Origin of the sequence: Serratia inhibens (assembly GCF_003591175.1) — a bacterium.
Lineage (GTDB): Bacteria > Pseudomonadota > Gammaproteobacteria > Enterobacterales > Enterobacteriaceae > Serratia > Serratia inhibens.
This window is the reverse complement of sequence record NZ_QYYG01000001.1, coordinates 583,593-609,778: the sequence shown is the minus strand read 5'-3', so window position 1 is coordinate 609,778 and position 26,186 is coordinate 583,593. Positions and strand designations below refer to the sequence as shown.

General features: G+C 57.2%; 21 protein-coding genes and 1 pseudogene. 12 read left to right on the top strand and 10 right to left on the bottom strand.

Annotation, left to right across the window (positions count from 1 at the left end; genetic code table 11):
* Window positions 1–3: 3 nt before the first annotated feature.
* From D4100_RS02815 to D4100_RS02805, 3 genes are read right to left on the bottom strand one after another with little or no spacing between them, the layout of a single operon-like run.
* A complete protein-coding gene (locus D4100_RS02815; protein ID WP_065506263.1) occupies window positions 4–843 on the bottom strand; it encodes a carbohydrate ABC transporter permease in 840 nt (279 codons plus the stop codon).
* Window positions 833–1,741: a carbohydrate ABC transporter permease gene (locus D4100_RS02810; protein WP_065506264.1), complete on the bottom strand. Its 909-nt coding sequence runs from the start codon at window positions 1,739–1,741 to the stop codon at window positions 833–835. Before D4100_RS02810 ends, D4100_RS02815 begins: the two co-directional genes overlap by 11 nt.
* A 9-nt stretch (window positions 1,742–1,750) precedes the next feature.
* Entirely contained in the window at window positions 1,751–3,001 is a 1,251-nt protein-coding gene (locus D4100_RS02805; protein WP_119802990.1) for an extracellular solute-binding protein, read from the bottom strand.
* A gap of 101 nt (window positions 3,002–3,102) precedes the next feature.
* Here D4100_RS02805 and D4100_RS02800 point away from each other — a divergent pair, with 101 nt between their 5' ends.
* From D4100_RS02800 to xdhC, 5 genes are all read left to right on the top strand, one after another.
* Window positions 3,103–4,275 carry an ROK family transcriptional regulator gene (locus D4100_RS02800; protein ID WP_065506266.1) on the top strand — a complete coding sequence of 391 codons (1,173 nt, stop codon included), beginning with the start codon at window positions 3,103–3,105 and terminating at the stop codon, window positions 4,273–4,275.
* Window positions 4,276–4,589: 314 nt separating this feature from the next.
* Window positions 4,590–5,921: a guanine deaminase gene (gene guaD / locus D4100_RS02795; protein ID WP_119802988.1), complete on the top strand. Its 1,332-nt coding sequence runs from the start codon at window positions 4,590–4,592 to the stop codon at window positions 5,919–5,921.
* Window positions 5,918–7,348: a xanthine dehydrogenase small subunit gene (xdhA, locus tag D4100_RS02790; RefSeq protein WP_119802986.1), complete on the top strand. Its 1,431-nt coding sequence runs from the start codon at window positions 5,918–5,920 to the stop codon at window positions 7,346–7,348. The genes guaD and xdhA overlap by 4 nt, the downstream gene beginning before the upstream one ends.
* On the top strand, window positions 7,341–9,743 hold the full coding sequence (xdhB, locus tag D4100_RS02785) for a xanthine dehydrogenase molybdopterin binding subunit (protein ID WP_119802984.1): 2,403 nt from the start codon (window positions 7,341–7,343) through the stop codon (window positions 9,741–9,743). The genes xdhA and xdhB overlap by 8 nt, the downstream gene beginning before the upstream one ends.
* Complete coding sequence (gene xdhC, locus D4100_RS02780; protein WP_065506270.1) at window positions 9,727–10,494, top strand: xanthine dehydrogenase accessory protein XdhC; 768 nt, start codon at window positions 9,727–9,729, stop codon at window positions 10,492–10,494. Before xdhB ends, xdhC begins: the two co-directional genes overlap by 17 nt.
* Before the next feature lie 85 nt (window positions 10,495–10,579).
* On the opposite strand, the gene D4100_RS02775 is transcribed toward xdhC, so the two are convergent.
* Both D4100_RS02775 and D4100_RS02770 read right to left on the bottom strand, forming a co-directional pair.
* A complete protein-coding gene (locus tag D4100_RS02775; RefSeq protein ID WP_065506271.1) occupies window positions 10,580–11,905 on the bottom strand; it encodes a 6-phospho-alpha-glucosidase in 1,326 nt (441 codons plus the stop codon).
* A complete protein-coding gene (locus D4100_RS02770) occupies window positions 11,902–13,560 on the bottom strand; it encodes an alpha-glucoside-specific PTS transporter subunit IIBC (protein ID WP_065506272.1) in 1,659 nt (552 codons plus the stop codon). The genes D4100_RS02775 and D4100_RS02770 overlap by 4 nt, the downstream gene beginning before the upstream one ends.
* A gap of 302 nt (window positions 13,561–13,862) precedes the next feature.
* Between D4100_RS02770 and D4100_RS02765 the strand changes: the two genes are divergently transcribed.
* The 5 genes and pseudogenes from D4100_RS02765 (at window position 13,863) to D4100_RS02745 (ending at window position 19,369) form a co-directional block, all read left to right on the top strand.
* Window positions 13,863–14,567 carry a GntR family transcriptional regulator gene (locus D4100_RS02765; RefSeq protein WP_065506273.1) on the top strand — a complete coding sequence of 235 codons (705 nt, stop codon included), beginning with the start codon at window positions 13,863–13,865 and terminating at the stop codon, window positions 14,565–14,567.
* A gap of 163 nt (window positions 14,568–14,730) precedes the next feature.
* Window positions 14,731–14,943 (top strand): annotated as a pseudogene (locus D4100_RS02760) (alpha-amylase family glycosyl hydrolase); the annotation flags it as partial.
* Between the two features lie 200 nt (window positions 14,944–15,143).
* On the top strand, window positions 15,144–15,521 hold the full coding sequence (locus D4100_RS02755) for a cytochrome c (protein ID WP_244941628.1): 378 nt from the start codon (window positions 15,144–15,146) through the stop codon (window positions 15,519–15,521).
* 240 nt (window positions 15,522–15,761) lie between these two features.
* Window positions 15,762–17,963 (top strand): peptidyl-dipeptidase Dcp, encoded by a 2,202-nt coding sequence (gene dcp / locus D4100_RS02750; RefSeq protein WP_119802980.1) that lies wholly within the window; start codon window positions 15,762–15,764, stop codon window positions 17,961–17,963.
* A 200-nt stretch (window positions 17,964–18,163) separates the two neighbouring features.
* Complete coding sequence (locus tag D4100_RS02745; protein ID WP_420876392.1) at window positions 18,164–19,369, top strand: serine hydrolase domain-containing protein; 1,206 nt, start codon at window positions 18,164–18,166, stop codon at window positions 19,367–19,369.
* 29 nt (window positions 19,370–19,398) lie between these two features.
* Here the strand turns inward: D4100_RS02745 and D4100_RS02740 are convergent, their stop codons facing one another.
* The 5 genes from D4100_RS02740 to D4100_RS02720 all read right to left on the bottom strand — a co-directional run bounded on the left by D4100_RS02740 (window position 19,399) and on the right by D4100_RS02720 (window position 24,202).
* Complete coding sequence (locus tag D4100_RS02740; RefSeq protein WP_013812790.1) at window positions 19,399–20,706, bottom strand: MFS transporter; 1,308 nt, start codon at window positions 20,704–20,706, stop codon at window positions 19,399–19,401.
* A gap of 118 nt (window positions 20,707–20,824) precedes the next feature.
* On the bottom strand, window positions 20,825–21,481 hold the full coding sequence (locus tag D4100_RS02735; RefSeq protein WP_119802978.1) for an N-carbamoylsarcosine amidohydrolase: 657 nt from the start codon (window positions 21,479–21,481) through the stop codon (window positions 20,825–20,827).
* A 9-nt stretch (window positions 21,482–21,490) separates the two neighbouring features.
* Window positions 21,491–22,243, bottom strand: coding sequence for a maleate cis-trans isomerase family protein (locus tag D4100_RS02730; protein ID WP_065506277.1), 753 nt, complete (start codon window positions 22,241–22,243; stop codon window positions 21,491–21,493).
* Between the two features lie 16 nt (window positions 22,244–22,259).
* The gene (locus D4100_RS02725; RefSeq protein WP_065506278.1) at window positions 22,260–23,054 is read right to left on the bottom strand and encodes an alpha/beta fold hydrolase; all 795 of its coding nucleotides are present in this window, start codon (window positions 23,052–23,054) and stop codon (window positions 22,260–22,262) included.
* Window positions 23,051–24,202 carry an FAD-dependent monooxygenase gene (locus tag D4100_RS02720; protein ID WP_037432839.1) on the bottom strand — a complete coding sequence of 384 codons (1,152 nt, stop codon included), beginning with the start codon at window positions 24,200–24,202 and terminating at the stop codon, window positions 23,051–23,053. Before D4100_RS02720 ends, D4100_RS02725 begins: the two co-directional genes overlap by 4 nt.
* A gap of 330 nt (window positions 24,203–24,532) precedes the next feature.
* Between D4100_RS02720 and D4100_RS02715 the strand changes: the two genes are divergently transcribed.
* Together D4100_RS02715 and D4100_RS02710 are read left to right on the top strand one after the other, a co-directional pair.
* On the top strand, window positions 24,533–25,591 hold the full coding sequence (locus D4100_RS02715; RefSeq protein ID WP_119802976.1) for a 2,5-dihydroxypyridine 5,6-dioxygenase: 1,059 nt from the start codon (window positions 24,533–24,535) through the stop codon (window positions 25,589–25,591).
* 67 nt (window positions 25,592–25,658) lie between these two features.
* Window positions 25,659–26,132 carry a MarR family winged helix-turn-helix transcriptional regulator gene (locus D4100_RS02710; protein WP_065506280.1) on the top strand — a complete coding sequence of 158 codons (474 nt, stop codon included), beginning with the start codon at window positions 25,659–25,661 and terminating at the stop codon, window positions 26,130–26,132.
* Window positions 26,133–26,186: the final 54 nt, after the last annotated feature.

Genomic DNA, 26,186 nt, shown 5'->3' with positions numbered 1-26,186 from the left:
AAGTCAGCCCTTGCTGCCGCCGCTGGTTAAGCCGCTGACCAGCGTTTTTTGCAGCCAAATGGCAATAAAGAGTGGCGGTATGGCGGCCAAAATACCGACGGCGGCGATCAAACCGTCATCGGTGGCGCGCCCGGCGGTGAAACCGGCGATGGTCACCGGCAGCGTCTGTGCCTGAATATTGTTGGTAAACAGCAGCGCATAGAAAAATTCGTCCCAGGCCAGCAACCAGCCGAACAGCGCCGAGGCTCCCAACGCGGGTTTTGCCAGCGGCAGCGTAATGCGCAGCAGCACCTGCCACTGACGCAGCCCATCCAGCCGCGCGGCCTGTTCGATATCGATCGGCAGGGCGTCGAACTGATTTTTCAGCATCCAGGTGAGGAACGGCAGGATCAGCGAGCAGTAGACCAGCGCCAGGCCGATATGGGTGTTCAGCAGCGCCAGCTGTTGCAGAATAAAGTACAGCGGCAGTACGAAGGCCACCGGCGGTACCATGTAAATCGCCAGGCTGGCGAACAACCAGCCGTCGCGACCCGGATAGCGTGAAAAGCTGAACGCCGCCGGGATCGCCAGCAGCAGCGAAAACAGCGTGGCACCGCAGGCTACCAGCAGGCTGTTGAACAGCGCGTGCAGGAACAGCGCTCCAGGCTGGCCGGCCTGCAACGACAATAAACTGCCGTAGCGCGAAAAGTCCCAACGGCGCGGCAGCCATTCCAGCGGTATGCGGGTCAGATCGGCGGAGGAACTGACGCTCATCAAGAACAGCCACAGCATCGGCGCGAGGATAGACAGCGCCAGCAGCAGCGCGGCGCCGTAGCGCAGTATCAGGCGGATTTTACGTTTCATCGGCGAGGCTCCTTCGGCGCTGGCGGAACAGCATCAGCATGTAGAGTGCGATCAGCAGGCCGCACAGCAGGGTCATCAGCACCGCGTAGGCGGCGCCGCTGCCGGCACGCAGGTAGCTGAACGATTCCTGGTAAACGAAGAAGCTGAGGGTCTTGGTGCTGTCCATTGGCCCGCCGCGGGTCATCACGTAAATGATGTCGAACACCTTGAAAGCGTCGATGGTGCGTAACACCAGCGCCACCGCCAGCGGTGCCAGAATGGCGGGCAGGGTGATGGCCCGGAATCGCCGCCAGGCTGAGGCACCGTCCAGCCTGGCCGCCTCGTACAGATCCTCCGGGATAGATTGCAGTGCCGCCAGCGTCAGCAGGGTAATCAGCGGATAGTTTTTCCAGATATCCGCCAGCATCACCGCGTTCAGCGCCGAGGCGGGATCGCCCAGCCAACTGCGGTAATGGTCAATGACCCCAAGCTGGGTCAGCAGCGCATTGATGCTGCCGTAATCCGGATTGAAGTTCAGCCGCCACAGGGTCGCATTGACGATGGTTGGCAGCGCCCAGGGCAAAATCACCAACACCCGCAGCAGGTTGCGGCCGTGAAATTGCTGGTTAAGCAACAGCGCCACCAACACGCCAATCACCCCTTCGAACGCCACCGAAACCACGGTGAAATACAACGTACGCCACAGCGCAGCCTGGAAATCCGGGTCGGTCAGGGCATACAGAAAGTTATCGACGCCGACCCAGGCCGGCGTTACGCCGTCACCGACCAATGCGGCGTCGGTAAAGCTCAGCCACAGGGTGCGGCCCAGTGGCCAGGCGGTTAACAGCAGCATCATCAGCAGCATGGGTGCCAGCAGCACCCATGCCTGACGCCGCTCACGTTGGGGTAAAGTGAGCATCGTCATCCCTTAACGTAGCCGCGCAGCGCTTTTGGTGGCAGCGTCCAGGCCCGCTTGCGGCGTCACCTTGCCTTGCAGGATCTGCTGCAGATCCTGCTGCAACCCATTGGAAAGCCGTGAGTAATCGGCGGTTTCAGGGCGCGACAGCATCACGTTCAGTGATTGTTTGGCGGCGGCGATCAAGGGTTGCTGGTCTTTTTGTACCGCCGGGTCGTCGTAGGAGGATTTCCAGATCGGCAGGCTCAGTTTGGCGTACTTATCCTGCACCGGCTGGGAGGTCATGTAGCTGATGTACTGCCAGGCTTGATCGGGATGGGCGCTGGCCTTGGCGATGCCGAGGCCCATCGATCCGTTGACGGCGGAAACCTGTCCTTCAACCGATCCCGGTGCCGGCACTATGCCGACATCGCCGGCCACTTTGCTCTGCTTCGGATCGTTGGCCATGTTGTACATATAGGTCCAGTTGAGCGCAAAGGCGGCGTCGCCGTTAGAGAAGGCTTTACGCACGTCCTCTTCCAGATATTCGCGTGAGTTCGGGTTGGTCAGCCCCTTGTCCAGCGAGTCTTTCATGTAGCCGGCGGCCTGCAACGAGCCAGGGCTGGAGAAGTTGATTTTCCCCTGCTGGAAGAACTGGCCCTTGAAGGCGGACACCAGCGTGGTGTAGTCGCAAACCAGCGCCTCGGCCTGCGACCAGCTCCACACCAGCGGATATTTGACCACGTTTTTCTGCTTCAGGATTTCTGCCTGCTGCGCCAGCTCCTGCCAGGTTTTCGGCGGAGCGCTGATGCCGGCCTTGGCCAGCATGGCTTTGTTGTAATACAGGTATTTGGTGTCGAGGATCCACGGCATTCCCCAACGTTTGTCTTTATAAGTGACGGTGGTCATGGCACCGTCGAAAATCTTGCCGCTGTCGTCGGCACTGATGCGCGAGGTGACATCTTGCAACAGGCCGAACTTAACGAATTCAGCCGGCCAGATGGCGTCGAACAGCACCACGTCGTAGCCGTTGCTGCCTGCACCGCGCGCCGCGACGATTTTATCGTGCAGCGCTTCGTAAGGGACGAACTCCAGATTAACGGTGATATCCGGGTGCTGTCGGGTGAAATCGGCGGTCATGGCGCGGATATCGTTTTCGCTATAAGCCGCCTGGGTCATAAACAGCGCGTTGATTTGCGTAGGTGCAGCAAAGGCGCTTGAGATGCAAAACGCCAGGGCAGACAGGGTACAGGCGGCCTTGGCGGCATGGGTAGGGCTTTTCATTGTGCGTTCTCCGGTGTTAAAAAGATTCTTAAATCAATTTGATTGCTTTAATGGAGGGCACCATACTGCAAACACCGATTTCCCTTTCTGCATAGGCAGTTATGACGACATCCGGCACTAACCTTGAACATGCTCGTGCACACAACCGGCGCGTAGTGATAGAGGCGATACGTCTGCACGGCGAACTGACTCGTGCCGAAATAGCCCGGCTGACCTCACTGACGCCGCAAACCGTTTCAAACATCGCGACAGAGCTGGAGCAGGCCGGCATTCTCTCCTCGCACCTGCCGCGCCGTGCCGGAGGAAGAGGCCAACCGGCGACGCCGTTGACCCTGAACCCGGACAGTGCATATTCCATCGGCATCCATCTGGATCACCAGACGCTTCTGATCATCGTCGTTGATCTGTCAGGGAGCGTTCGTTTCCATCGGCTGATTATGGTGCAAAAGCCGCAGCCTGCTGCGACCTTGAAACTGATTTGTGATGTACTGCAAGAAATGCGCCAACAACCGGAGATGGTCTGGGCAAAAATGCTGGGCATCGGTGTGGTGATGCCGGGGCCGTTTGGCGTGGAAGGGATCTCCTCCGTCGGGCCGACCACGCTCAACGGCTGGGAAAATATCGATGTAGTGGCTGAACTTAACGCGCAAAGCGGCCTGCCGGTGACGCTGGAGAACGACGCCACCGTCGCCGCCATCGGTGAACGTTTGCACGGCGTCGCCAGGCAGCTCAATTCGTTTATTTATCTGTATCTCGGCACCGGCCTCGGGGCGGGGATCTTCACTGACGGGCGCATTTATACCGGCCACGCGCACAATGCCGGTGAAATAGGCCACATGATTGTGCAACCGGGTGGGCGTGCCTGTTATTGCGGCAATCAGGGTTGCCTTGAGCGCTACGTCTCCTTGCAGGCGGCGTACGAAAGCTGCGGTCTGGATCCGATGCGCGCCATGCCGCAGGATCTGCCGGCATTGCCGCAGGCGCAGATCGACCTCTGGCTGGATTCTGCGGTGCCTGCGCTGCGCCAGGCAATCAACATCATCGAGTGCATGTTCGATGCCGAAGCGGTGATTATTGGCGGGTTGATGCCGGAAAGCATTGTGGAACAGTTGATCAAACGATTGGCGCCCTTGCACCGTTCGGTACGCAGCAAATACCTCGATGGTCTGCGCGTGCGGCTGGGTACTACCGGCGCGGATACCGCAGCATTGGGGGCGGCGGCGCTGCCGTTGTTCGACGAGTTTAACCCACGTTATGAAGTGTTATTGAAATAGCCACTTAATTTTCTCGATTTATATTCTTGCTCGATGTTGGTGCATCGGTTTAATTAGCCCAGGCAAGCAAACGGTTGCTATTTTCCAGGCAACCGTTTGCTTGCTTTTTAATTATTTTTACTTTCTCGGGTAATTCCGAAAATTTCTTTTATGACATTGTTTTTAAACGTTATTTTTTAATAAAAAACCAACTGGCACGCTGCTTGCTATCCTTAAATCAACATCTGCAAACGATAAAAAGACCGACATATTCCACCGGATTGAGCTCACTCAACGGGGGGTGATACGTGGGTCGGTAGAAAAGGAACGGCAAAATGAGCATGCAATTCACCACGGCTATTCGTGGCAACTTTTTCGATATCGCTGCCTGCGTGGAAAATCCGCAGCAGTTGAATGAGCAATTGCGGCATATTCCCGACGGATTACTGTTGCTAAACGAAGGCGCCATTGTCTGGTTCGGCAGTTGGCAGCAGGGCGAGCCGCTGCTGCCGCCGGGTTTTGAGGTGACGCATTATCGCGACAAGCTGATCGTACCGGGGTTTATCGACACCCATATTCACTATCCGCAAACCGAAATGATCGGTGCCTATGGCGATCAACTGCTGGCGTGGTTGAAGCATTACACTTTCCCGACCGAAAGCCAGTTCTGCTGCGAACGGCACGCCGGCAAGATGTCGGCGTTCTTCCTGCAACAGCTGTTAAGTAACGGCACCACGACGGCGCTGGTGTTTGGCACGGTACATCCGCAATCGGTTGAAGCGCTGTTCAGCCAGGCGGCGGCGCTGAACATGCGCCTGATCGCCGGCAAGGTGATGATGGACCGCCACGCACCGGACGAATTGCTGGAAACCCCGGAGCAAAGTTACCGGCAAACGCGAGAGCTGATCGAGCGCTGGAACGGCAAACAACGTCTGGGCTATGCGATAACGCCGCGTTTCGCACCCACCAGCACCCCGGCGCTGTTGGCGCAGGTGCAGCGGCTGCGCGAAGAGTTTCCGGACGCCTGGCTGCATACCCACCTGAGCGAAAATCTGGATGAAGTGGCCTGGGTGAAAGCGCTGTTCCCGGAGAGCAACAGCTATCTGGATGTGTATCATCAGTACGGCCTGACCGGCGAGAAAAGCGTATTCGCCCACTGTCTGCATCTGGAAGAACAAGAATGGGATTGCCTGTGCCAGACCGGTTCGGCGATCGCTTTCTGCCCGACCTCCAACCTGTTCCTCGGCAGCGGGCTGTTCAACCTGCAAAAAGCCTGGCAGAAGCAGGTGAAGTTGGGCATCGGCACCGATGTCGGCGCTGGCACCACCTTCAATATGCTGCAAACGCTGGGCGAGGCTTACAAGGTCGGCCAGTTGCAGCGCTATAAACTTTCCGCCTGCGAAGCCTTCTATCACGCTACCTTGGGCGGTGCGCGCGCGTTGGCGCTGGATGACAAAATCGGCAACTTCGCCGTCGGTAAAGAAGCGGATTTTGTGGTCCTTGATCCGGCGGTGTCACCGCTGCAGAAGCTGCGTCATGAAAACAGCCGCGAACTGGCTGACCAGCTGTTCTTGCTGATGACGCTGGGGGACGATCGCAACGTTTATCGCACCTACGTTGATGGCAAAGTGGTTTACCGCATGGCCGCGCACCAGGAGGCAGCATGATCCAGTTCTTGCTTAATCAAACGTTGAAAAGTGAAAGCGCGCTCGACCCCAACACCACGGTACTGAATTATCTGCGCCGTAACCTTGGCCGCTGCGGTACCAAAGAAGGTTGCGCTTCCGGTGACTGCGGCGCCTGCACCGTGGTGTTGGCGGAACCGGAAGACGGGCAGTTGCGTTACCGCAGCGTTAACGCCTGCCTGACGTTCGTCAGCGCGCTGCACGGCAAACAGCTGATCACGGTGGAGGATTTGAAACACAATGGCCAATTGCACAGCGTGCAGCAGGCGATGGTCGATTGCCACGGCTCGCAGTGCGGTTTTTGCACGCCGGGGTTTGTGATGTCGATGTTCTGCCTGCAAAAAAACGGCGGGGAGTATCAGCGTGAACAGGCGCAGCAGGCGCTGGCGGGCAACCTGTGTCGCTGTACCGGCTACCGGCCGATTCTGGCGGCGGCGCAGCAGGCCTGCGGCATCAAGGGCGAGGACAGTTTCGATCGCGGGCAACAGCAAACTTTGCAGCGCCTGCAAGCCATCCACGCCGCGACTCCGCTGGCAGCGGCGGGCAAACGCTGCCTGATGCCACAAACGATCGACGAACTGGCAGCGTTGTACCGACAACACCCGCAGGCCAGGCTGTTGGCCGGCGGCACCGATCTGGCACTGGAAGTCACCCAGCGTCACCAGGATTTGCCGCTGTTAATCGCCATTGGGCAGATTGAGGCGTTGAAGCAAGTCAGTTGGCAGGGCGAACGGTTGACGATCGGTGCAGGCGCGACGTTGAGCGATCTGTATCCGCTGCTGGAAAAATATCACCCGGCCTTCGGCGAGTTATTGGCGCGTTTTGCCTCGCAGCAGATCCGCAACCAGGGCACCCTGGGGGGCAATATCGCCAATGCCTCGCCGATTGGCGACGGCGCACCCATGCTGTTGGCGCTGGATGCGATGCTGAACCTGCGTTGCGGCGATGTGCGGCGTGAGTTGCCATTGAACGATTTCTTCCTGGGATATCGCCAGACCGCGCTGCAACCGGGGGAGTTTATCGAAAGTATCGTGCTGCCAGCCGTAGCTCCGGCGGATTTCCGCGCCTGGAAAGTCTCCAAACGGCTGGAGGACGATATTTCGGCGGTGTGCGGCGCTTTTAACCTGAAGATCGAACAGGGCATTATTCGCAGTGCCCGGCTGGCATTTGGCGGCATGGCTGCGACGCCAAAACGCGCCTTATTGTGCGAGCAACAACTGGTGGGGCAGCCCTGGCGACGCGCCACGGTTGAACGTGCAGTGCAGGCGTTGGCGCAGGACTTTACGCCGCTCAGCGATTTCCGCGCCAGCAGCGGTTATCGCCTGCTGGTGGCGCAAAACCTGCTGCGTCGCTATTTCATTGCGCTGACTGCGCCGCAACTGGCGATCGAGGTGACGGCCCATGAGTAATAACAAACGCATTGAAGCGACGCAGGAACAGCTGGCCGAACGTTTCCGCCAGCCGTTAACCACCGGGGCAGGCCGTAGCCGCAAACATGAAAGCGCCGACAAACACGTCAGTGGCGAAGCGCAATACATTGACGATCGGCTGGAGTTCCCAAACCAGCTGCATTTGGCGGCGAAGCTGAGCGAGCGGGCGCATGCGCGCATCGTCAAGCTGGATTTGTCAGCCTGTTACGCTTTCCCCGGCGTGGTGCGGGTGATCACCTGGCAGGACGTGCCGGGCGAGCTGGATATTGCGCCCCTGACTTACGGCGATCCACTGCTGGCGAAGGAGAAGGTCGAGTACGTTGGGCAGGTGATTGCGGTGGTGGCGGCAGAAGACCCGGAGATTGCCTGGCGAGCGGCGCAGGCGGTAAAGGTGGAGTATCAGGATCTGCCGGTACGGCTGGACGTGACGCAATCGCTGCACGAAGGCTTTGTGGTGCAGGAGGCGCACCATCATCGGCGCGGCGACGCCGACGGCGCGTTGGCGCGGGCTCTGCACCGTATTCAGGGCGAGTTGCACGTCGGCGGCCAGGAGCATTTTTATCTGGAGACCCAGATAGCGTCAGTGATGCCCGCCGAGGACGGCGGCATGCTGGTGTACTCCTCCACCCAGAACCCGACCGAAATCCAGAAACTGGTGGCCTCGGTGCTCAATCTGCCGATGCACAAGATCACCCTCGACATGCGCCGCATGGGCGGCGGCTTCGGCGGCAAGGAAACCCAGGCTGCCGGCCCGGCGTGCCTGTGTGCGGTGGTGGCGCACCTGACCGGGCGGCCGGTCAAAATGCGTCTCAACCGCCGCGACGATATGCTGATCACCGGCAAACGGCACCCATTTTATATTCACTATGACGTTGGCTTTGACGACGGCGGGCTGCTGAACGGAATCAAGATCGACCTGGCCGGCAACTGCGGCTATTCGCTCGATCTCTCCGGATCTATCGTTGATCGCGCCATGTTCCACGCCGATAACGCTTATTTTCTGCAAGATGTGTTGATTACCGGTCACCGCTGCAAAACCCATATCGCGTCCAATACCGCCTATCGTGGCTTTGGCGGGCCGCAGGGCATGATGGCGATTGAGCAGATCATGGATCATATTGCGCGCTATCTGGCGCTCGATCCGCTGGCGGTACGCAAGACCAATTATTACGGCAAGGACCAACGCAACATCACCCACTATTACCAACCGGTGGAGCAGAACCTGTTGCAGGAAATTACCGCCGAACTGGAACACAGCGCGGATTATCAGGCACGGCGCGAGGCTATCCGTCGTTTCAACGCCGAGAACCCGATTCTGAAGAAAGGGCTGGCGCTGACGCCGGTGAAGTTCGGCATCTCCTTTACCGCCAGCTTCCTCAACCAGGCCGGCGCGCTGGTGCTGGTTTACACCGACGGCAGCATTCAGCTCAACCACGGCGGCACCGAGATGGGTCAGGGGCTGAACACCAAGGTGGCGCAGATAGTCGCCGAAGTGTTCCAGGTGGATATTGAACGCATTCAGATCACCGCCACCGATACCGGCAAGGTGCCGAACACGTCACCGACGGCAGCCTCATCCGGTACCGATTTGAACGGCAAGGCGGCGGAGAATGCGGCGCTAATCATTAAACAGCGGCTGATCGACATGCTTTCCAAACAGCATCAGGTCAGCGCCGGGCAAATTGCCTTCAACAACGGCCAGGTCAGAGTGGGCGAGCGTTATTTCAGCTTCGAGCAGGTGATCGAGCAGGCGTATTTCAATCAGGTTTCGCTCGCCAGCACCGGCTATTACCGCACGCCGAAAATTTTCTACGATCGCGACAAGGCCTGCGGCCACCCGTTCTATTACTTTGCTTACGGCGCGGCCTGCTCGGAGGTGTTGATCGACACCCTGACCGGCGAGTACAAACTGCTGCGCGCCGATATTCTGCACGACGTGGGCGACTCGCTGAACCCGGCTATCGACATCGGCCAGGTTGAGGGTGGCTTTGTGCAGGGCATGGGTTGGCTGACCAGCGAAGAACTGGTGTGGGATGAGCAGGGCAAGCTGCTGACCAACGGTCCGGCCAGCTACAAAATTCCGGCGATTGGCGATGTGCCCGCCGATCTGCGCGTTACGCTGCTGGAGAACCGCAAAAACCCGGAAGATACGGTGTTCCATTCCAAAGCGGTGGGCGAGCCGCCGTTTATGCTGGGGATCTCGGTTTGGTGCGCGATCAAGGACGCGGTCGCCAGCCTGGCGGATTACCGCCTGCAGCCCAACATCGACGCGCCGGCCACGCCGGAACGGGTGCTGTGGGGCGTACAACAGATGCTATCCAGTGACATTGTCACTGAGTTGACGCGGGAGAACGGCGATGGACGAATGGATTGAGGTGCTGGCGGAACTGCGCAGGCGCGGCGAGCCCTGCGTGCTGGTGACGCTGGTAGACGAACTGGGTTCCACGCCGCGCAACCGCGGCACCAAAATGCTGGTGACCGCCGAACGGGCGGTCAATACCATCGGCGGCGGCCACCTGGAGTTCCAGGCGCTGGCGATTGCGCGTGAGATGTTGCAACAGGGCGAGGCGACCCTGCGGCTGGAGCGTTTCCCGCTGGCGGCGCGGCTGGGCCAGTGTTGCGGCGGAACCACCAGCGTGTTGTTCGAGCCCTTGATCCCGCCGCGCCCGCAAATCGCGCTGTTCGGCGCCGGGCACGTGGGCCGTGCGCTGGTGAACATTCTCGCCACCTTACCCTGTCGGGTGCGTTGGGTTGATGGCCGTGCGGCGGAGTTTCCCGCAGCGATACCGCCGGGAGTGCAGCAAGAGATTTGCGATGAGCCGCTGGAGATCGTCGATGCCATGCCGCCAGGCAGTTATTTCATCGTGATGACCCACGATCACGCACTGGATCTGGCGCTGGCGGAGCGCATTCTACGCCGTGGCGATGTCGGTTATTTCGGCCTTATTGGTTCACTGACCAAGCGTAAACGCTTCGAATACAAACTTGGCCAACGCGGCATCAGCGAACAGGCTATTGCCGCCATGCGTTGCCCGCTGGGCTTGCCCGACGTCAAAGGCAAACTGCCTGCGGAGATCGCGGTAGCGGTGGCCGGGGAGATTATTGCTTGTTACGGGAGGGGGTAGCGGGGCTAAAATCGCGGAGGTTTGTTTTCGAAAATTGTGTGGGCGCCCCCCGAAGGTTGCGCCGCCACATGTAAGAATCGTCAAATCACTTCAGTTCTGGCCAATAGTCTTTATTGGCTTCGAGCAAATCGTCCAGAATGGCTTTAGCGACAGAAGCACTCGGCACGGTTTTCGAGAGCGTTATCGCCTGCCACAGTTTCAGATAGGACTTCTCAATCCAGGCTTCGACCACCAGTTTTTCAACCGCCACCTGCTGGCTCATCAACCCCTGCTGGAACAACGGGATCTTGCCGACCGTCAGCGGTTCCGGCCCGTTGCTACCGACGAGACACGGAATTTCAACCATCGCTTCCGGATCAAAATTGTTGATGGCACCCTGATTCGGCACAATCAGCAACATTCTTTCCTGGGTGTTGAATGCGATGGCGGTTGCCAGGTCAACGATGTAAGACGCGTGTTCATCAATCTCCAGTTCGCCGGCGGAAGATTTCCCCGCCTTGGTAATCGCAGCGCAGGAACTGAAAACGTGTTTTTCTCGGTGCTCCATCACCTCATTGGCGCGGGTATGTTCCGGATTGGAATGGGCAACGACATAGTCCGGGAACAGGTAATATTTCAGATAGGTGTTCGGGAACGTAGACGGATCTAACGCCCAGACATCTTTCGCTTTGGCGAATGTATCATTCCAACTGGCCTCAACACCCGGCTCGTCGGTTGGCGGTACATAGCCGTGTTTAGCCACATGTTCGCGGATTTTGGGCATCAGATCGTTACCCTTCATATCTTCAATCGACGTCCACCAGCCAAAGTGATTCAGTCCGTAATAACGCACCTGCATTTCTTTACGCGATTTCAGCCCGACAATCTGCGCCATGCGTCCTTCAATGCCGATCGGCATATCGCAGATGTTGAGGATCCTGGAGCGAGGGCGCAAACGGCGCGTCGCTTCTGCCACGATTGCGGCCGGATTCGAGTAATTCAGCATCCAGGCGTCCGGGGAGTATTTCTCCATGTAATCGACGATTTCCAGTACGCCGCCAATGGAGCGCATACCGTAAGCGATACCGCCAGGTCCACAAGTTTCCTGTCCTACGACACCATGACGCAGTGGGATTTTTTCGTCTTTTTCGCGCATCGGATATTTACCGACACGGATATGCGCCATGACAAAATCGACATCACTAAAGGCCGTTTTCGGATCCGTGGTATAGCCGAATTCAATTTCCGGCGCCTGTTCTTTGAGGATCACCTTGCACGCTTCGGCCACAATTTCCTGACGTGCGCCATCGTTGTCATAAAACTTGATGGAACGCAGCGGGAATCTTTCCAGATTCGCCAGTAACATCAATACGATACCAGGTGTAAATGTGCTGCCGCCGCCGGCCACGACTACTGAGAATTTCTTCTTCATACTGCCTCCGTAACGGATGTTTTTGTCGGGGAACTCGCCCCGGATATGGATGATGGTGTGAAAGCATCTTGCTTCATCAGCGTTTCTATCTGCTCCCTAACCTGAGGAACGTGCAGGCCCACGATGATCTGAATGCCGTTGCCGCGCCGTACCACCCCATGCGCGCCCAAGGCTTTGAAGATGTCGTCACTCTGCGTCAGCGTCATGTCGCCGAGCGTGATACGCAGCCGCGTCGCGCAGTTGTTGAGGTTGACAATATTGCCGTTGCCGCCGAGTGCATGTAGATAACCCACTGCCTGGGCTTGTGCTGAAGAGGGGGCCGGGATGCCGCTGGTGCGGCCCGCCGGATTTTTTTGCGCCTGATAGTCAGCTTTGCTGTAGAGTTTGATTTCGCTATCTTCACGCCCCGGTGTTTTCAGGTTAAGACGCAGGATCAGAGTACGGAATACCAGGAACCAGATGCCGGTGAATACCAGCCCGATAGCAATCTGGGTGAACATCATCGAGGCGTGATTGTGATACATCGGGATCCAGTTTTGCGGCAGGAACTGGTCCAGTAGCCCACTGCCCATGTTGCCGACCACGCCGGCCATGTACATCAGCGTCGCCACCGTGGCGGCAAGTAACGCATGTATGGCAAACAGCAGTGGCGAGATGAAGAGAAAGGTGAACTCAAGGGGTTCGGTAATACCGACAAGTAAGGCGGTCAGCGTCGCCGGGATCAACAGCCCTGCCACCTTGACGCGATTTTCCGGTGCGGCAGTGGCGTAGATCGCCATCGCAATACCGACCGATCCGAAAACTTTCGAGTTACCTTGCAGCGCGAATCCGCCTTGCGGGAATAAGACTTTCAGCGGCTCCGTGCTCTCGCTGAATACCTGCAAGTGCTCTGCCCAGTAAACCTGAATTCCGCCTTCGACAGCTGCCGGACCGAAGATAAACGGGCCATAGATGAAGTGATGCAATCCGGTAGGGATCAGTATGCGTTCCAGGAAGGTATACACCCATACGCCGAGAGAACCAGATATCAACATAAAGTGTTGCATCGAGAGGATGCCGGCCTGCACTTTCGGCCACACCAGCAGCGTCAGCCACGCGCAAGGGATCATCAACAGAAATCCGACGATGACCACGAAGGAGCTGCCCTGAAAAATACCGAGGAATACAGGAAGTTGTTTATCAAATAAATGGTTGTGTATTGAGGTGACGATACCTGAAATTATAATTGCGCCAATAATACTGGTATCGATAGTTTTAATTCCGGCGATCATCGTCAGTCCACTTTGTCCTCCGGGATCAACGTTAAAGTTAATGCCAAAATAATCTCCCCAGGTTAATCCCATTGCGTTAATTAAATAATTCCAGGTCATAAAGCTAACCAGTGCCGCCAGGCAGGCGCGACCTTGTGCATGTTTCGCCAGCCCGATGGGCAGGCCGACCGCGAAAATCAGCGGCATGTTGCGGAAAACGGTCCAACCGCCTTCTTCTATAATATGAACAATTTGCGCAAAAAGACTGCCGGGTGCAGTGAGTGAATCCCCGAGAAACATAGGATTCTGCAGCATGATTGCAATGCCTACCACCATTCCCGCAAACGGAAACAGCAACACCGGTGTAAACATCGCACCACCAAAACGTTGAATTTGACTGAGCATAAATACTCCTCATGTTTTTCCGGGTCAGATTTTTTATTATTTCGTTTTAACTGATTTTATTTTCCATTCAAAGAGTAGGGACTTTGAAAAAAAAGGTCGCAAAACTATTAATCATTTTGTGATCGCACGCATGTTTTCTCCCTGGGTGAAGTGGTCTACTTTTATGGCGATTTGTATACATTAAAGTGATCAAGGAAAAAGTAGCCAGGGGAATAGCCAAATAAATTTCAGGTTTTACAGTGCGGTAACCTCTTTTTGTTGCGCGGTTATCAGGATTCATTTAGGGAAAAAGAGGTCTTCAAGTGATCTACAAAACGCTTGCTGAACGTCTGAGAATACGTATCAATTCTGCTGATTTTGCTATCGGCGATGCCTTACCCAGTGAGAAACGTCTGGCTGCCGAATTTTCTGTATCGAGGATGACACTACGCAAAGCGGTAAATTTACTGATTGAATGGGGACTGGTACGTCGCTGTCACGGCAGCGGAACCTTCGTCGCGCAGAAAGATCTCCAACATGAAACTCGCGGGCTGATGGGTTTTTCGGAACTGATGAAAGAACTGGGCCGCCCCACGGTGAGCGAAGTGCTGGAGTTTCGAATGATGGGAGCCCCCCCAGCCATCGCCAGCCAGTTGCGAATCAAGGCCGATGAACGCATTTACTATTCGCGTCGCATAAGGTTCGTGGAAGGGAAACCTGTGGTGCTGGAAGATAGTTACATGCCAGGCAGGTTATTTGGCAACCTCTCAGTCGCACATCTGGAGGGTTCAAAGTTTTCGTATATAGAAGACGAATGCCATATCAATATCGCAGGGAATTACGAAAGCTTCAGCCCGATCTTGGCAGACAGCACGATCGGCGCTCTACTGCACGTTGCCGAAGGTACGCCGTTGCTGCGCCTGACATCGCTTTCCTACAGTGATACCGGGGACTACATCAACTATTCGGTGATATTCAGAAATGCCAATGAATACCACGTGGACTACCATTTGAAGAGGCATAAATAGCGGTCGAAGAGGGGCCGCATATCCACCATGTGGTAATTGCAATAATTTCCAATCTAATCATTACGTTGCTCAACGGAATTCCACGCAAGACAATATGAAAATGTTTTTTATTATCGTAAATTAATAGTGTTTTAGAGCGTTCGTAGTCCCTGAGCCAATACGGATGCGGTTGATGATTGATGTAGTAATCAACCACACAAGCGATCAAAACGAATGGTTTGTTAAAAGTAAAAGCAGTAAGGATAATCCTTATCGCGGCTATTACTTCTGGAAAGATGCTAAAGAAGGGCTGGCGCCAAACAATTACCCCTCATTCTTTGGTGGCTCGGCGTGGCAAAAAGATGAAAAGACCAATCAATACTACCTACAAATCTTTGGCGTACCCTTGGATCACGAAGACCGGGATTTGAGGGAGGATGGGCAATGCCGGCGAGCCAGACAACCTCTCGTGGGCGCGAGCGCGTTGCTAATGAACAATCCCGGTTCAAATGTTATCGTGAGAATTGAGTGTTGCAGTGGTACCGCCGGGGTTTACCCTTGATTCAGATCTGATTCATATAACAAGGCCATATGGAAATGAAAGTATTGCTCATCGCTTCGCTAGGCGTTTTATCGTTAATTCAGGTATCACTCTCCTTCGCGGATAATATCAATGGGAAAAACATCTACTTACAGAGATGTACTCAGTGCCACGGAACAGATCTCAAAGGCACGGGGCCATTGGCGGGTAAAAGCAATCCGCCTACACCTGATCTTACAACCCCTGCGTTCAAAGAACGGCTCAATGATTATCCGGGCGTTATTGTTTCATCGATAATACTTCGTCCGAATGGAGACTTGATTCCCAAAACTTTGCGAGAGAATGGGGTAAAGCTACCGCCATTCTCTTGGCGGATTCAGGATCTGCGCGATTTGAATCAATACATGAGTGGCGTGATTTCAAAAAGTCGATGATGTGGAGATGAGAGGCAGGTACACAAATCGAATAACCCTTTCAGAGTGGTTACCTGTTATGACTGAATCCTTCAGATAGCGTCACAGGCTGCCGTCGGCAGCGCGGTGTCCTGTAAGGGCATACGCCATTCTAATCACTTGTTTTTGCTCAAACTGCCAACTGCGCCTAAGCTAGGATGTGGCCTGGGGACTGGGGTCCCCGTGCTCTCTATTCCGTGAACATGGAGGAGTTTCGATTTGATGCGTTTATCTACATTGGTGCTGGCGATCGGCATGGCGCTGGGCTCGCAGGCACAGGCAGCAGAAACCAACCCGCACGCGAGTCATAGCGCGTTGCCAAGCGGCCAGGCTAAGGAGGCTAACGTGACCGGTGAAGCCAACCAGCACGAGAACAAAAAGAACGAGAACCCGTTCTTCTATCAGAGCCGTCTGCCATTCCAGGCGCCGCCGTTCAATCTGATCAAAGAAAGCGACTACGCCCCGGCGATCGACGCCGGCATCAAGCAAAAGCTGGAGGAGGTGGAGAAGATCGCCAACAACCCGGCCAAGCCCGATTTTAAAAATACCTTTGTGGCTCTGGAACAGGCCGGCGCGCTGCTGACCCGGGTGATGAACGTGTTTGGCGCCATGACCTCGGCCAATACCAGCGACGCATTGCAAAAGCTGGATGAGGAAAGTTCGCCGAAACTTGCGGCGCTGGATGACGCCATCATGCTTAACAGCAAGCTGTTCGCGCGCATCAAGGCGATTTATCAGCAGCGCGATGCGCTGAAGCTGGATGCGGAATCGCGCCGCCTGGTGGAAGTGACTTACAAGAACTTCGAGCTGGCGGGGGCCAACCTGTCCGATGCCGATAAAACCAGGCTGAAAGCACTGAATCAGGAAGCGGCGACGCTGAGCACCCAGTTCTCCAACAAACTGCTGGCGGCGACCAAAGACGGCGCGCTGGCGATCGCCGACAAAGGCAAGCTGGACGGCCTGTCGGAAAGCGAACTGGCTGCGGCGGCTCAGGCTGCCGGCGAGCGCAAGCTGGACAAACAGTGGCTGCTGGTGTTGCAAAACACCACCCAGCAGCCGGAATTGCAGAGCCTGAAAGACAGGGATACCCGCAAGGCACTGTTTGACGCTTCGTGGAACCGGGCGGAAAAGGGCGACGGTAACGACACCCGCCAGACCATCGCGCGGCTGGCTAAAGTGCGTGCCGAACAGGCCAAACTGCTGGGCTTCCCGAACTATGCCGCCTGGAAACTGCAAAACCAGATGGCCAAAACCCCGGATGCGGCGCTGAGCTTTATGCGCAATATCGTTCCGGCGGCCACCGCGCGCGCCGAACGCGAAGCCAAAGACATTCAGGCGGTGATCGATCAGCAAAAAGGCGATTTCAAGGTTGAAGCCTGGGACTGGCAGTTCTACGCCGAGCAGGTCCGCAAGGCGAAATACGATCTGGATGAGTCGCAGATCAAACCTTACTTCGAACTGGATAACGTGCTGAACAATGGCGTGTTCTATGCCGCCAACCTGCTGTACGGCATCAGTTTTAAAGAGCGCAAGGACATCCCGGTCTACCAGCCGGACGTGCGCGTGTATGAAGTATTCGATAAAGACGGCAAATCGCTGGCGCTGTTCTATACCGACTTCTTTAAGCGCGACAACAAGGGCGGCGGCGCCTGGATGAGCAACTTTGTCGAACAGTCGAAGCTGAAAGGCACCAAACCGGTGATTTACAACGTCGCCAACTTCACCAAACCGGCACCGGGCCAGCCTGCGCTGCTGTCGTACGATGACGTGATCACCATGTTCCACGAGTTTGGTCATGCGCTGCACGGCATGTTTGCCGATCAGGAGTATCCAAGCCTGTCCGGCACCAATACCGCGCGCGACTTTGTCGAGTTCCCCTCACAGTTCAACGAACACTGGGCCAGCGATCCCAAAGTCTTTGCGCACTTCGCCAAACACTACAAAACCGGCGAAGCCATGCCGCAGGAACTGGTCGACAAAATCAAGAAAGCCGACAAGTTCAACAAAGGTTATGACATGACCGAGCTGCTGTCTGCCGCGCTGCTGGACATGCACTGGCACATGCTGAGCGCGGATCAGCCGCAGCAGGATGTGGACAAGTTCGAAGCCGAATCGCTGCTGAAGGATAAAATCGATCTCAGCTACGTGCCGCCGCGTTATCGCTCCAGCTACTTCAAGCATATCTGGGGCAACGGCTATGCCGCCGGTTACTACGCCTATCTGTGGACAGAAATGCTGGCGGATGATGCCTTCCAGTGGTTCACCGAGCACGGCGGCCTGACGGCGGAGAACGGCCAGCGCTTCCGCGACATGGTGCTGTCGCGTGGTAACAGCCAGGATCTGGAAAAACTGTACGTTGACTGGCGCGGCAAAGAGCCCAGCATCGAGCCGATGTTGATTAACCGCGGGCTGAAAGACGAATAAACCATTGCGATGTCTGTACGGCGAACAGGGGCGCAAGAGATTGTGCCCCTGTTTTATATTGGCAGCTTGATGGTTCCGAGGGGATAAGCGGTACTGCCCGGTAGCCACTGTTGAGCGGGCCGCTAAAAACGCCGGCAGAAAGTTGAGGCATTGCCGGTGCAATGGTTTATCATGCGCCGGTTAATGTTGGCCTGTGAGCAATGAAGATAAAAATACCCCTCAAATGCTGTGTCTCCCTTGGCATCCCTTTGCTGATCTCCGCCTGTGGTTCGCTGTCGCGCATGCCGACCGATGCTTCGCCGCTGGAAAGCCGGCGTTTGGCATGCAGCGGCGATCTGCAGGCTGAAGTCGACAGCCTGGCGCGGCCGATGATTGACGGCCATCAAACGCCGGGGCTGGTAGTGGGGATCCTTACCCCGAACGGGCAAGCGCAGACCTTCGGCTACGGCGTAACCGATACGCGGCAGGGCTACCCGATGAACGGCAACACGCTGTTTGCCGTGGGGTCGGTCAGCAAAGGGTTTATTGCCGAAGTGACGGTGGTGCTGGTCAACAAAGGCGTGCTGCATTGGAACGATACGCTGGCGACGCTGTTGCCGGCAGGTACGCCGCTCAGCCCGGATGCGGCAAAAATCACCTTGCTGCAATTGGTGACCCATACTTCGGGCCTGCCGCGGCAGATGATGACGCCGGATATGCTCGGTGCCTTCGCACGTTACCTGTTTACCGGCGATAATTTCTATCGTTCGCTGGATACGCCAAAATTTCTCGATTATCTGGCGCATTTCGATGCGCCAACAGTGGAAGAGCCACGTTATTCCAACCTGGGTTATGCGCTGCTCGATTACATCTTGCAAAGGCGTACCGGCAAAACGGTGGATCGCTTGACCACGGAAAACATCCTCCAGCCGCTGGGGTTGACCCATACCCGCTACGATGCGCAGCAGTTGCCCGGCTACCCGCAACGCGCCATTGGCCATGCCGGCGATCAGCCCAAGTTTATCCGCCGTGGGCAGCCGGTGCCTGACTGGCGTTTTTCTTCCTATATGATCGGTGCCGCCGGGCTCTATACCGATGCAGACGATTTACTGCGTTATGCGCGGGCGCATTTTGAGCCTACCGGGTCGGCGGCGTTGGACAAAGCGCTGAAAGACTCGCTGACCGTACGTTTTGCACGCAGCAAAGAGGCGGCAGCCATCGCCTGGGTAGTGGATGACGTAGGTACCCAGCAAATTACCTATCAGGTAGGATTTATCGGCGGCTACTCCAGCTATATCGGCCTGGATTTGCGCCATAAGACGGCGGTGGTGGTTCTGCAAAACAGCTTTAACTGGACCAATAATATCGGCCACCGTTTGTTGCAGCGCATGGGTGAAGCTGCGGACAGGCATTTTACCTGTCAATAAGCCGGGCTCCGTACACGGAGCCCGTCCTCTCAGCGATTAACCACCTTGGCCGGCAGCGCGATCACCAGCAGCGAACTGAGCAGCAGACAACCGGCAAAGGCCCACAGCGCACCGCCGCTTTTGCCGGTCAGATCCAGTGCCAAACCCATCAGCGAATTACTCACCAGCCCGGCGATATTCGCCAGCGAGCAGGCCAGCGCAAAGCCGGTTGCCGCCGCCGTACCGCGCAAAAAAGTGGCCGGCAGGCTGAAGAATACCGGTACCGCGCCGATGATCGCCGCCTGGGCGATGGAGAACAACAGCACCGTGGCGATCACGTTATGGGTGAAGAAGGTGCTGCCGGCCATCGCCATCGCGCCGACGATAAACGGCACTATGATGTGCCAGCGTCGCTCGCGCATGCGGTCGGAACTGGTGCCAATCAGCAGCATGCCCAGCAGGGCGGCGACGCTCGGCAGTGCGGTCAACATGCCGATGGTGGTGATGTCGGTGACCCCGGCAGTTTTGATAAAGGTCGGCATCCAGAACCCCATCGCATAGGCGCTGAGCAGGATAGAGAAATCAATGCCGCCCAACATCCACACCTTGAGGTTAAAGAAACCGTCGCGGAAACTGTGCTTGCTGTGGCCGGCTTCGGCATCGTCATGCGCCAGATCCTGCTCAATGCGTTTTTTCTCGTCCTCGGTTAACCATTTTGCCTGCCGATAATTATTGGGCAGCACCCAGAAGGTGAGTACGCCCAGCAGCACGCTGGGAATGCCCTCCAGCAAGAACAGCCATTGCCAGCCATGCAGCCCGTGGCGCATATCGAAATGCCCCATGATCCAGCCGGAGAGCGGGCCGCCGACCACGCTCGACAGCGGCAGGCCGATCATGAACAGCGCTATGATGCGGCCACGCCGATAGGTGGGGAACCATAACGTCAGATAATAGAGCACGCCGGGCAGGAAGCCGGCTTCCGCCACGCCCAGCAAAAAACGGATGGCGTAAAACTGATTCGGTGTGGTGACGAACAGGGTACCGGCGGAAAGCAGGCCCCAGGTGATCATGATGCGGGCAATCCACACCTTGGCGCCGACGCGTTGCAGGATCAGGTTGCTCGGCACTTCAAACAGGATATAACCGACAAAAAACAGCCCGGCGCCCAGCCCAAAGGCGGCTTCGCTCAGTTGCAGTTGATCGGCCATCTGCAACTTGGCCAGCCCGACGTTAATGCGGTCAAGGTAAGCGGCCAGATAACACAGGCAGAGAAACGGGATCAGCTTCCAGGTGATTTTGCGGTACAGCAGCGATTCTGTTCCCGCTTTCCCCGCTAACGGGGTTTCAACAATGGCCATGATGATATCTCCAGGTGGTGCATGGTGGCCTCCGGAGGAGGAGCGTTGTGTGTTTGCTTTTGAGGCGCTTTTCGCGCCTTCTTTATTGTTCTGCTCTCCGTGCAGGTGAAACTCCGGGTTACAGCCGGTTCAGATAATCGAGGGTCTCCTTTTTGGTCACTACGTCGCCGTATTTGCTGTCGATGTCGAACAGGTTGGCTTCGTGCGGGCCGGCGTGGCGGTCACCCACGCATTCACGTACCACGATAGTGCGAAATCCGTGTTGCACGGCGTCAACCGCGCTGGCGCGAATACAACCGCTGGTGGAACACCCGGCCAGCAGCAGGGTATCGATGCCGAGCGCCACCAACATCGGTGCAAGCGAAGTGCCGAAAAAGGCGCTGGCATATTGTTTGGCCAACACCACCTCGGCCGCTAACGGCGCAACCTGGGGGCAGAACGCCGCCAACGGGTTACCCTCGACCATGTCTTTCATCACCGGCGCTTTTTTCACCCAGATACCGCCATCGGCAAAATGCCCCGCATGATAGCGGATATTGGTGTGGATCACCGGAATTCTCACCTGGCGTGCGGTGGCCAGTAGCGCCATGCTTTCGTCGACCGCGCTGACCACGCCGGGGGCGAACAGCGGTGCGCCTTCGGTGGTGTAAGCCTGCATGAAGTCGATCACCAGCAGCGCCGGGCGATGGCCGAAGCCGATACGGTTGCCCCAGACGCCGCTGTAGTTATCGATGAGAGAGTTATCGATGAGAGAGTTATCGGCTGCGGATGCCATTTTTCCTCCTTAATAGGCGCCGGACAGCAGGGCACCGGCGCCGGGCACGATCGGCTCCAGCTCCAGTGCGGTCAGCATGGCGTAGGTGGTGGCGATGGCGGCGGTCAGAACCGGCTTGCCGGTTTGCGCCTCGACGGTGGATACCGCAGGTAAAGACGGCATTTGCACGCAGGCGGACAGCACTATGGCGTCTACGCCGCTCAGATCCATCTCGGCGACAATTCCCGGCAGTTTGGCCGGATCGTGACGGCCCACCGCCAGGTTGTCCGGGATCTCCAGCGCGCGCCACACCTTGACCTCAATGCCCTCGTGTTCGATGTAGTCCACCACCATTTGGGTCAGCGGCTTCATGTAAGGTGCCACCAGCGCTATGCGTTTGGCGCCGAGCACTTTCAGGCCACTGACCAGTGCGCCGGCGCTGCTGATCACCGGTGCGGCGGCGGCATTGTCTTGAGTGACCTGCGCCAGCCGGGCCTGGGACTCGCGGTGATACCCAAGTCCCATCGACATGATCGCCACCAGGCAGGCATAGCCGAGCACGTCGACCTGCGCGTCGGAAAGCTCCAGCGCACAGCGGTCTGATTCGGCGTCCATCGCCGCCAGTTCTGCCTTGCTCACATGTTTCATGCGCATGCGGCTGGAATGAAAGGTAAAACGCTCCGGGCGGATCAATTGGCGCGCGGTCAACATCGCCGGAATTTCGGTTTCCATCGTGGTGTTGGAGCTGGGTACGATCTGGCCGATACGGTAATTTTTGGTCATGGAAAATGCTCCTTAGTTAATCCAGAAAATCGCCCAGGGCGCGGAAGAAACCGTCAAAGTCGTCCCACGGGATCATATGCCCGGCGTTTGCCACGTGCGCGAGGGTGATTTCCGGTTGTAACGCGCGGATCTCCGCCTCGTCTTCCGGCAATATCACTCCGCCCAGGCCCGCGATCATCAGCAGCGTCGGCATGCTCAGCGCGGGATAGTCGCGGTGGCTGTCAACCTGATGGAAATCTTCATAGGCACGTTGAATGGCCGGTTCATAGCAGGTGTGCAGCCATTCGGCGCGCAACTGCCGCTGCTCCTCGCTCCAGGTCGGGCAGTAGGCGCGCATCTGTTCGGCATCCATCCCCGATAGCGACTGGCGGATGGAGTCGACGTACCACGGCCATTTACCGGGATAGTCGCGGCGGCCGGGGCCGGAAACCGGCGGATCGACCAGCACCAACCGGCGCACGCCGGCCGGTTGCAGCACCGCAGCGCGCAGGGCAAAACGCGCGCCCATGGAGTGGCCGATCAGCGAATAGCTGTCCAGCTTCAGCGCGGCGGCGAAAGCGTTGACGTCCTGCGCACAGGTTTCGGCGTCATAGGTCAACTCCGGGCCGCTGGAAGACAGGCCGCGCCCGCGCACATCCAGCACGTAGGTGTCGTATTTTTCTCCCAGCCGTTCGGCGACGAACCCCCAGGTGATCGCCGGGCTGGTGATGCCGGGGATCAGGATCAGCGCCGGGCCCTGGCCGCCGTAGCGCAGGTAGTGCTGGCGGATGCCGTTGGCCTGCACGTTCGCGCCATACAGGAAGCGGCTCATGCGGCGTTCTCCGATTTCAGCGCCTGCGCATACAGGTCATAGCCGTACACCCAGGCCGGATCCTCCTGAGTGCGCAGGAAAGTATTGGCATTGGACACCGCCTGCACGCGGGAGGCGCGCTCTTTGCGGTTGGCTTCATACAGTTGGAAGGCGGTGCGGTAGTCGGTCAGGCCGGTTTCCTGCAGGCAGCGCGCCAGCATGGCGGCATCTTCGATCGCCATCGCCGCACCCTGCGCCATATGCGGTTTCATGGGGTGGCAGGCGTCGCCGAGCAACACCATGCGGCCCTCGCTCCACAGCGGCAGCGGTTTGCGGTTCAGCAGTGGCCATTTGGTGACCTGCTCGCTGGACTCGATCAGCGCTTGCACGATCGGATGATAACCGGCGAAGGTTTCATACATTTCTTCGCGGCTGCTGTCGATGAAGCTGCCCTGGAAATCCCACGCCGGGTGGGGGACGCCGCTGACGTAATAGTATTCGTCGCGTTTTTGCGTGGTGTAATAGACCATCAGGTGGCGATCCGCCGACCACCACTTCACGCAGTCTTCGAAGCTCAAATTGTATTTGGCCAGTTTCTCGCCGCGGATCAGTGCGCGGTGGGCCACCCAGCCGCTGTAGGTAGGCGCTTCGACGCCCAACAGGTGTTCGCGAATGCGTGAATTGATGCCGTCGGCGCCAATCACGATATCGGCGGTGGCGCTGGTGCCGTCGGCGAAATTCAACACCACGTCGTCGCCGCGGTCCTCAATCTTGCTCAGGCATTTGCCAAAGTGCACGCTGCCCGGTTGCAGAGCTGCCATCTGCAATGCCTGTAAATCGCCACGATGCACGGTAACGTATGCCGCGCCGTACTCTTTGCGGGCAAATGCCCCCAATTCAATGCGCGACAGATAGTCGCCGCTTTCGGCATCGCGGCTGAACCAGAAGTCCGGGTGCGAAGCCATTTGCTCCAGCGGCTGTTCGATACCGAGGCGGCGGAAAATCTTCAGTACGTTCGGTCCCATATGGATACCGGCACCGAGGCGTGAAAACACCGGGCTTTGCTCATACAAATCGACGGTAAAGCCGGCTTTTTGCAGCAGCCCGGCGGCGGCGGCGCCACCCAGGCCTGCGCCGACCACGGCAATGCGTTGTTGTTTACTCATCATATTTCCCCTGACTGTTGGTCTTTTTAGGCGTTGTCCGCAGTAATGCCGGACGAATGTTTTATAGTGTATACACTTAATATTTAAAAGTTGCACAAGTGTTAATTTAGATCTTGCTCACGCTAACGAGTCGCGGCTTGCTGGTAAACTCATGTTAATCACAGCCTGTTACGGGCATAAAATAGGATTTACTTATGGGTGATGTTAGTGGCTTGCTTCTCGTTGAATTTTGGGCTTAGATAATTTAAAGAGTGTGTTCACTTTAATTTGTGCAAAATAACCTCACCAGCGCCGAGTGCGTCGGTCATTCATTAGCGAAACAGGAGATACACCATGGCGGTCAATGAGAGTCAGCTGGTTCAACTGTTCGAGCAGGTGCTTACGCTGTCGAAAGTGGATGCTTCGCAGAGCGTAGCCATCCTGAAAAGCCACTATTCCGATGCGCGTACGGTACGCGCCGCCACCGATGCCGCGCTGCGGTTGGGGGCCAAGGTGTATGCGGTGGAGCTCCCTTCGTTCAACCATCCGCGGGCGATGGGCAATGATATGACCGCTTACTGCGGCGACACGGCGCTGACCGGCAACCCTGCCGCGCAGCGTGCGCTGGAAGCCGCAGATTTGATCGTCGATACCATGATGTTGCTGCACTCGCCGGAGCAGGAGCAAATATTGAAAACCGGCACGCGCATACTTTTGGCGGTCGAGCCGCCGGAGGTGTTGGCACGGATGTTGCCTGACTCAGAAGACAAAGCGCGAGTATTGGCGGCGGCTGCGGTGCTGGAACAGGCGAAGCTGATGCGGGTGACATCCGCCGCCGGCAGCGATTTTCGCGCACCCTTGGGGCAATATCCGACGGTGACCGAATACGGTTATGCCGACGAGCCGGGACGTTGGGATCACTGGCCGAGCGGTTTTCTGTTTACCTGGCCGAATGAAGAGCAGGCGGAAGGGGTGCTGGTGCTGGACGTCGGCGATATCCTGCTGCCGTTCAAGAGCTATGCCCGTGAACGCATTACGCTGGAGATTGAGCAAGGCTTTGTGACGGGTATTCACGGCGGCTTCGAGGCGGAATACTTGCGTGAATACATGAAGTATTTCAAGGATCCGGAAGTGTACGGCATCTCGCATATCGGTTGGGGCCTGCAACCGCGCGCCCAGTGGACGGCAATGGGCCTGCACGATAAAAACGACGGTATGTGTATGGATGCGCGTGCATTTTACGGCAACTTCCTGTTCTCCACCGGCCCGAATACCGAAGTCGGCGGCACGCGAAAAACGCCGTGCCACATGGATATTGCGCTGCGTCGCTGCGATATCAGCCTGGATGGTCAGACGGTGGTGGCCGAAGGGGAAGTGATAGCGCCGGCGGCGTCGCGGGTGCGCCAGGGTTAACCGTTGCTGTTAACCGCGGGGGTTTGTACTATTCTCGGTAGTTTCCATAGATGGTGAGAGTAACGCAATGACGCCCCCCGAAGACTCGGCCGTTGATGACGGCAAAGCCGAAAACTATCATTTTACCGAACAAGTCGGGCACCTGCTGCGCAAGGTTTATCAACGCCACGTAGCGATATTCCAGCAGAACGTCGGGGATTCGCAACTGACCGCCGTGCAGTTTATTACTTTGTGCGCGGTACGCGACATGGGGCCAAGCTCACTGACCGAACTGGTGCAGGTGACGGCGGTCGATCAGGCCACCATTCGCGGCATCGTCGAGCGCCTCAAGGCGCGTGAGTTGATCACCGTCATGCCGGATCCGATAGACCGGCGCAAAGTGGTGGTCGGGTTGACCGACACCGGCGCTGCGCTGTTGGCGGCAACGGTGCCGCATGCGGCGAAGATCACGGAATTAACCTTCGGCACGCTCAATCCGGCCGAGCGTGTAGCCTTGATGTTCCTGCTCAATAAAATGCTGGAAGACCCGCCGTCAGGCTAATTCGCTCCCCGTAACTGCGGTTGTCCGGTGAGTGGCCTGCGGCGAGGTCACGGC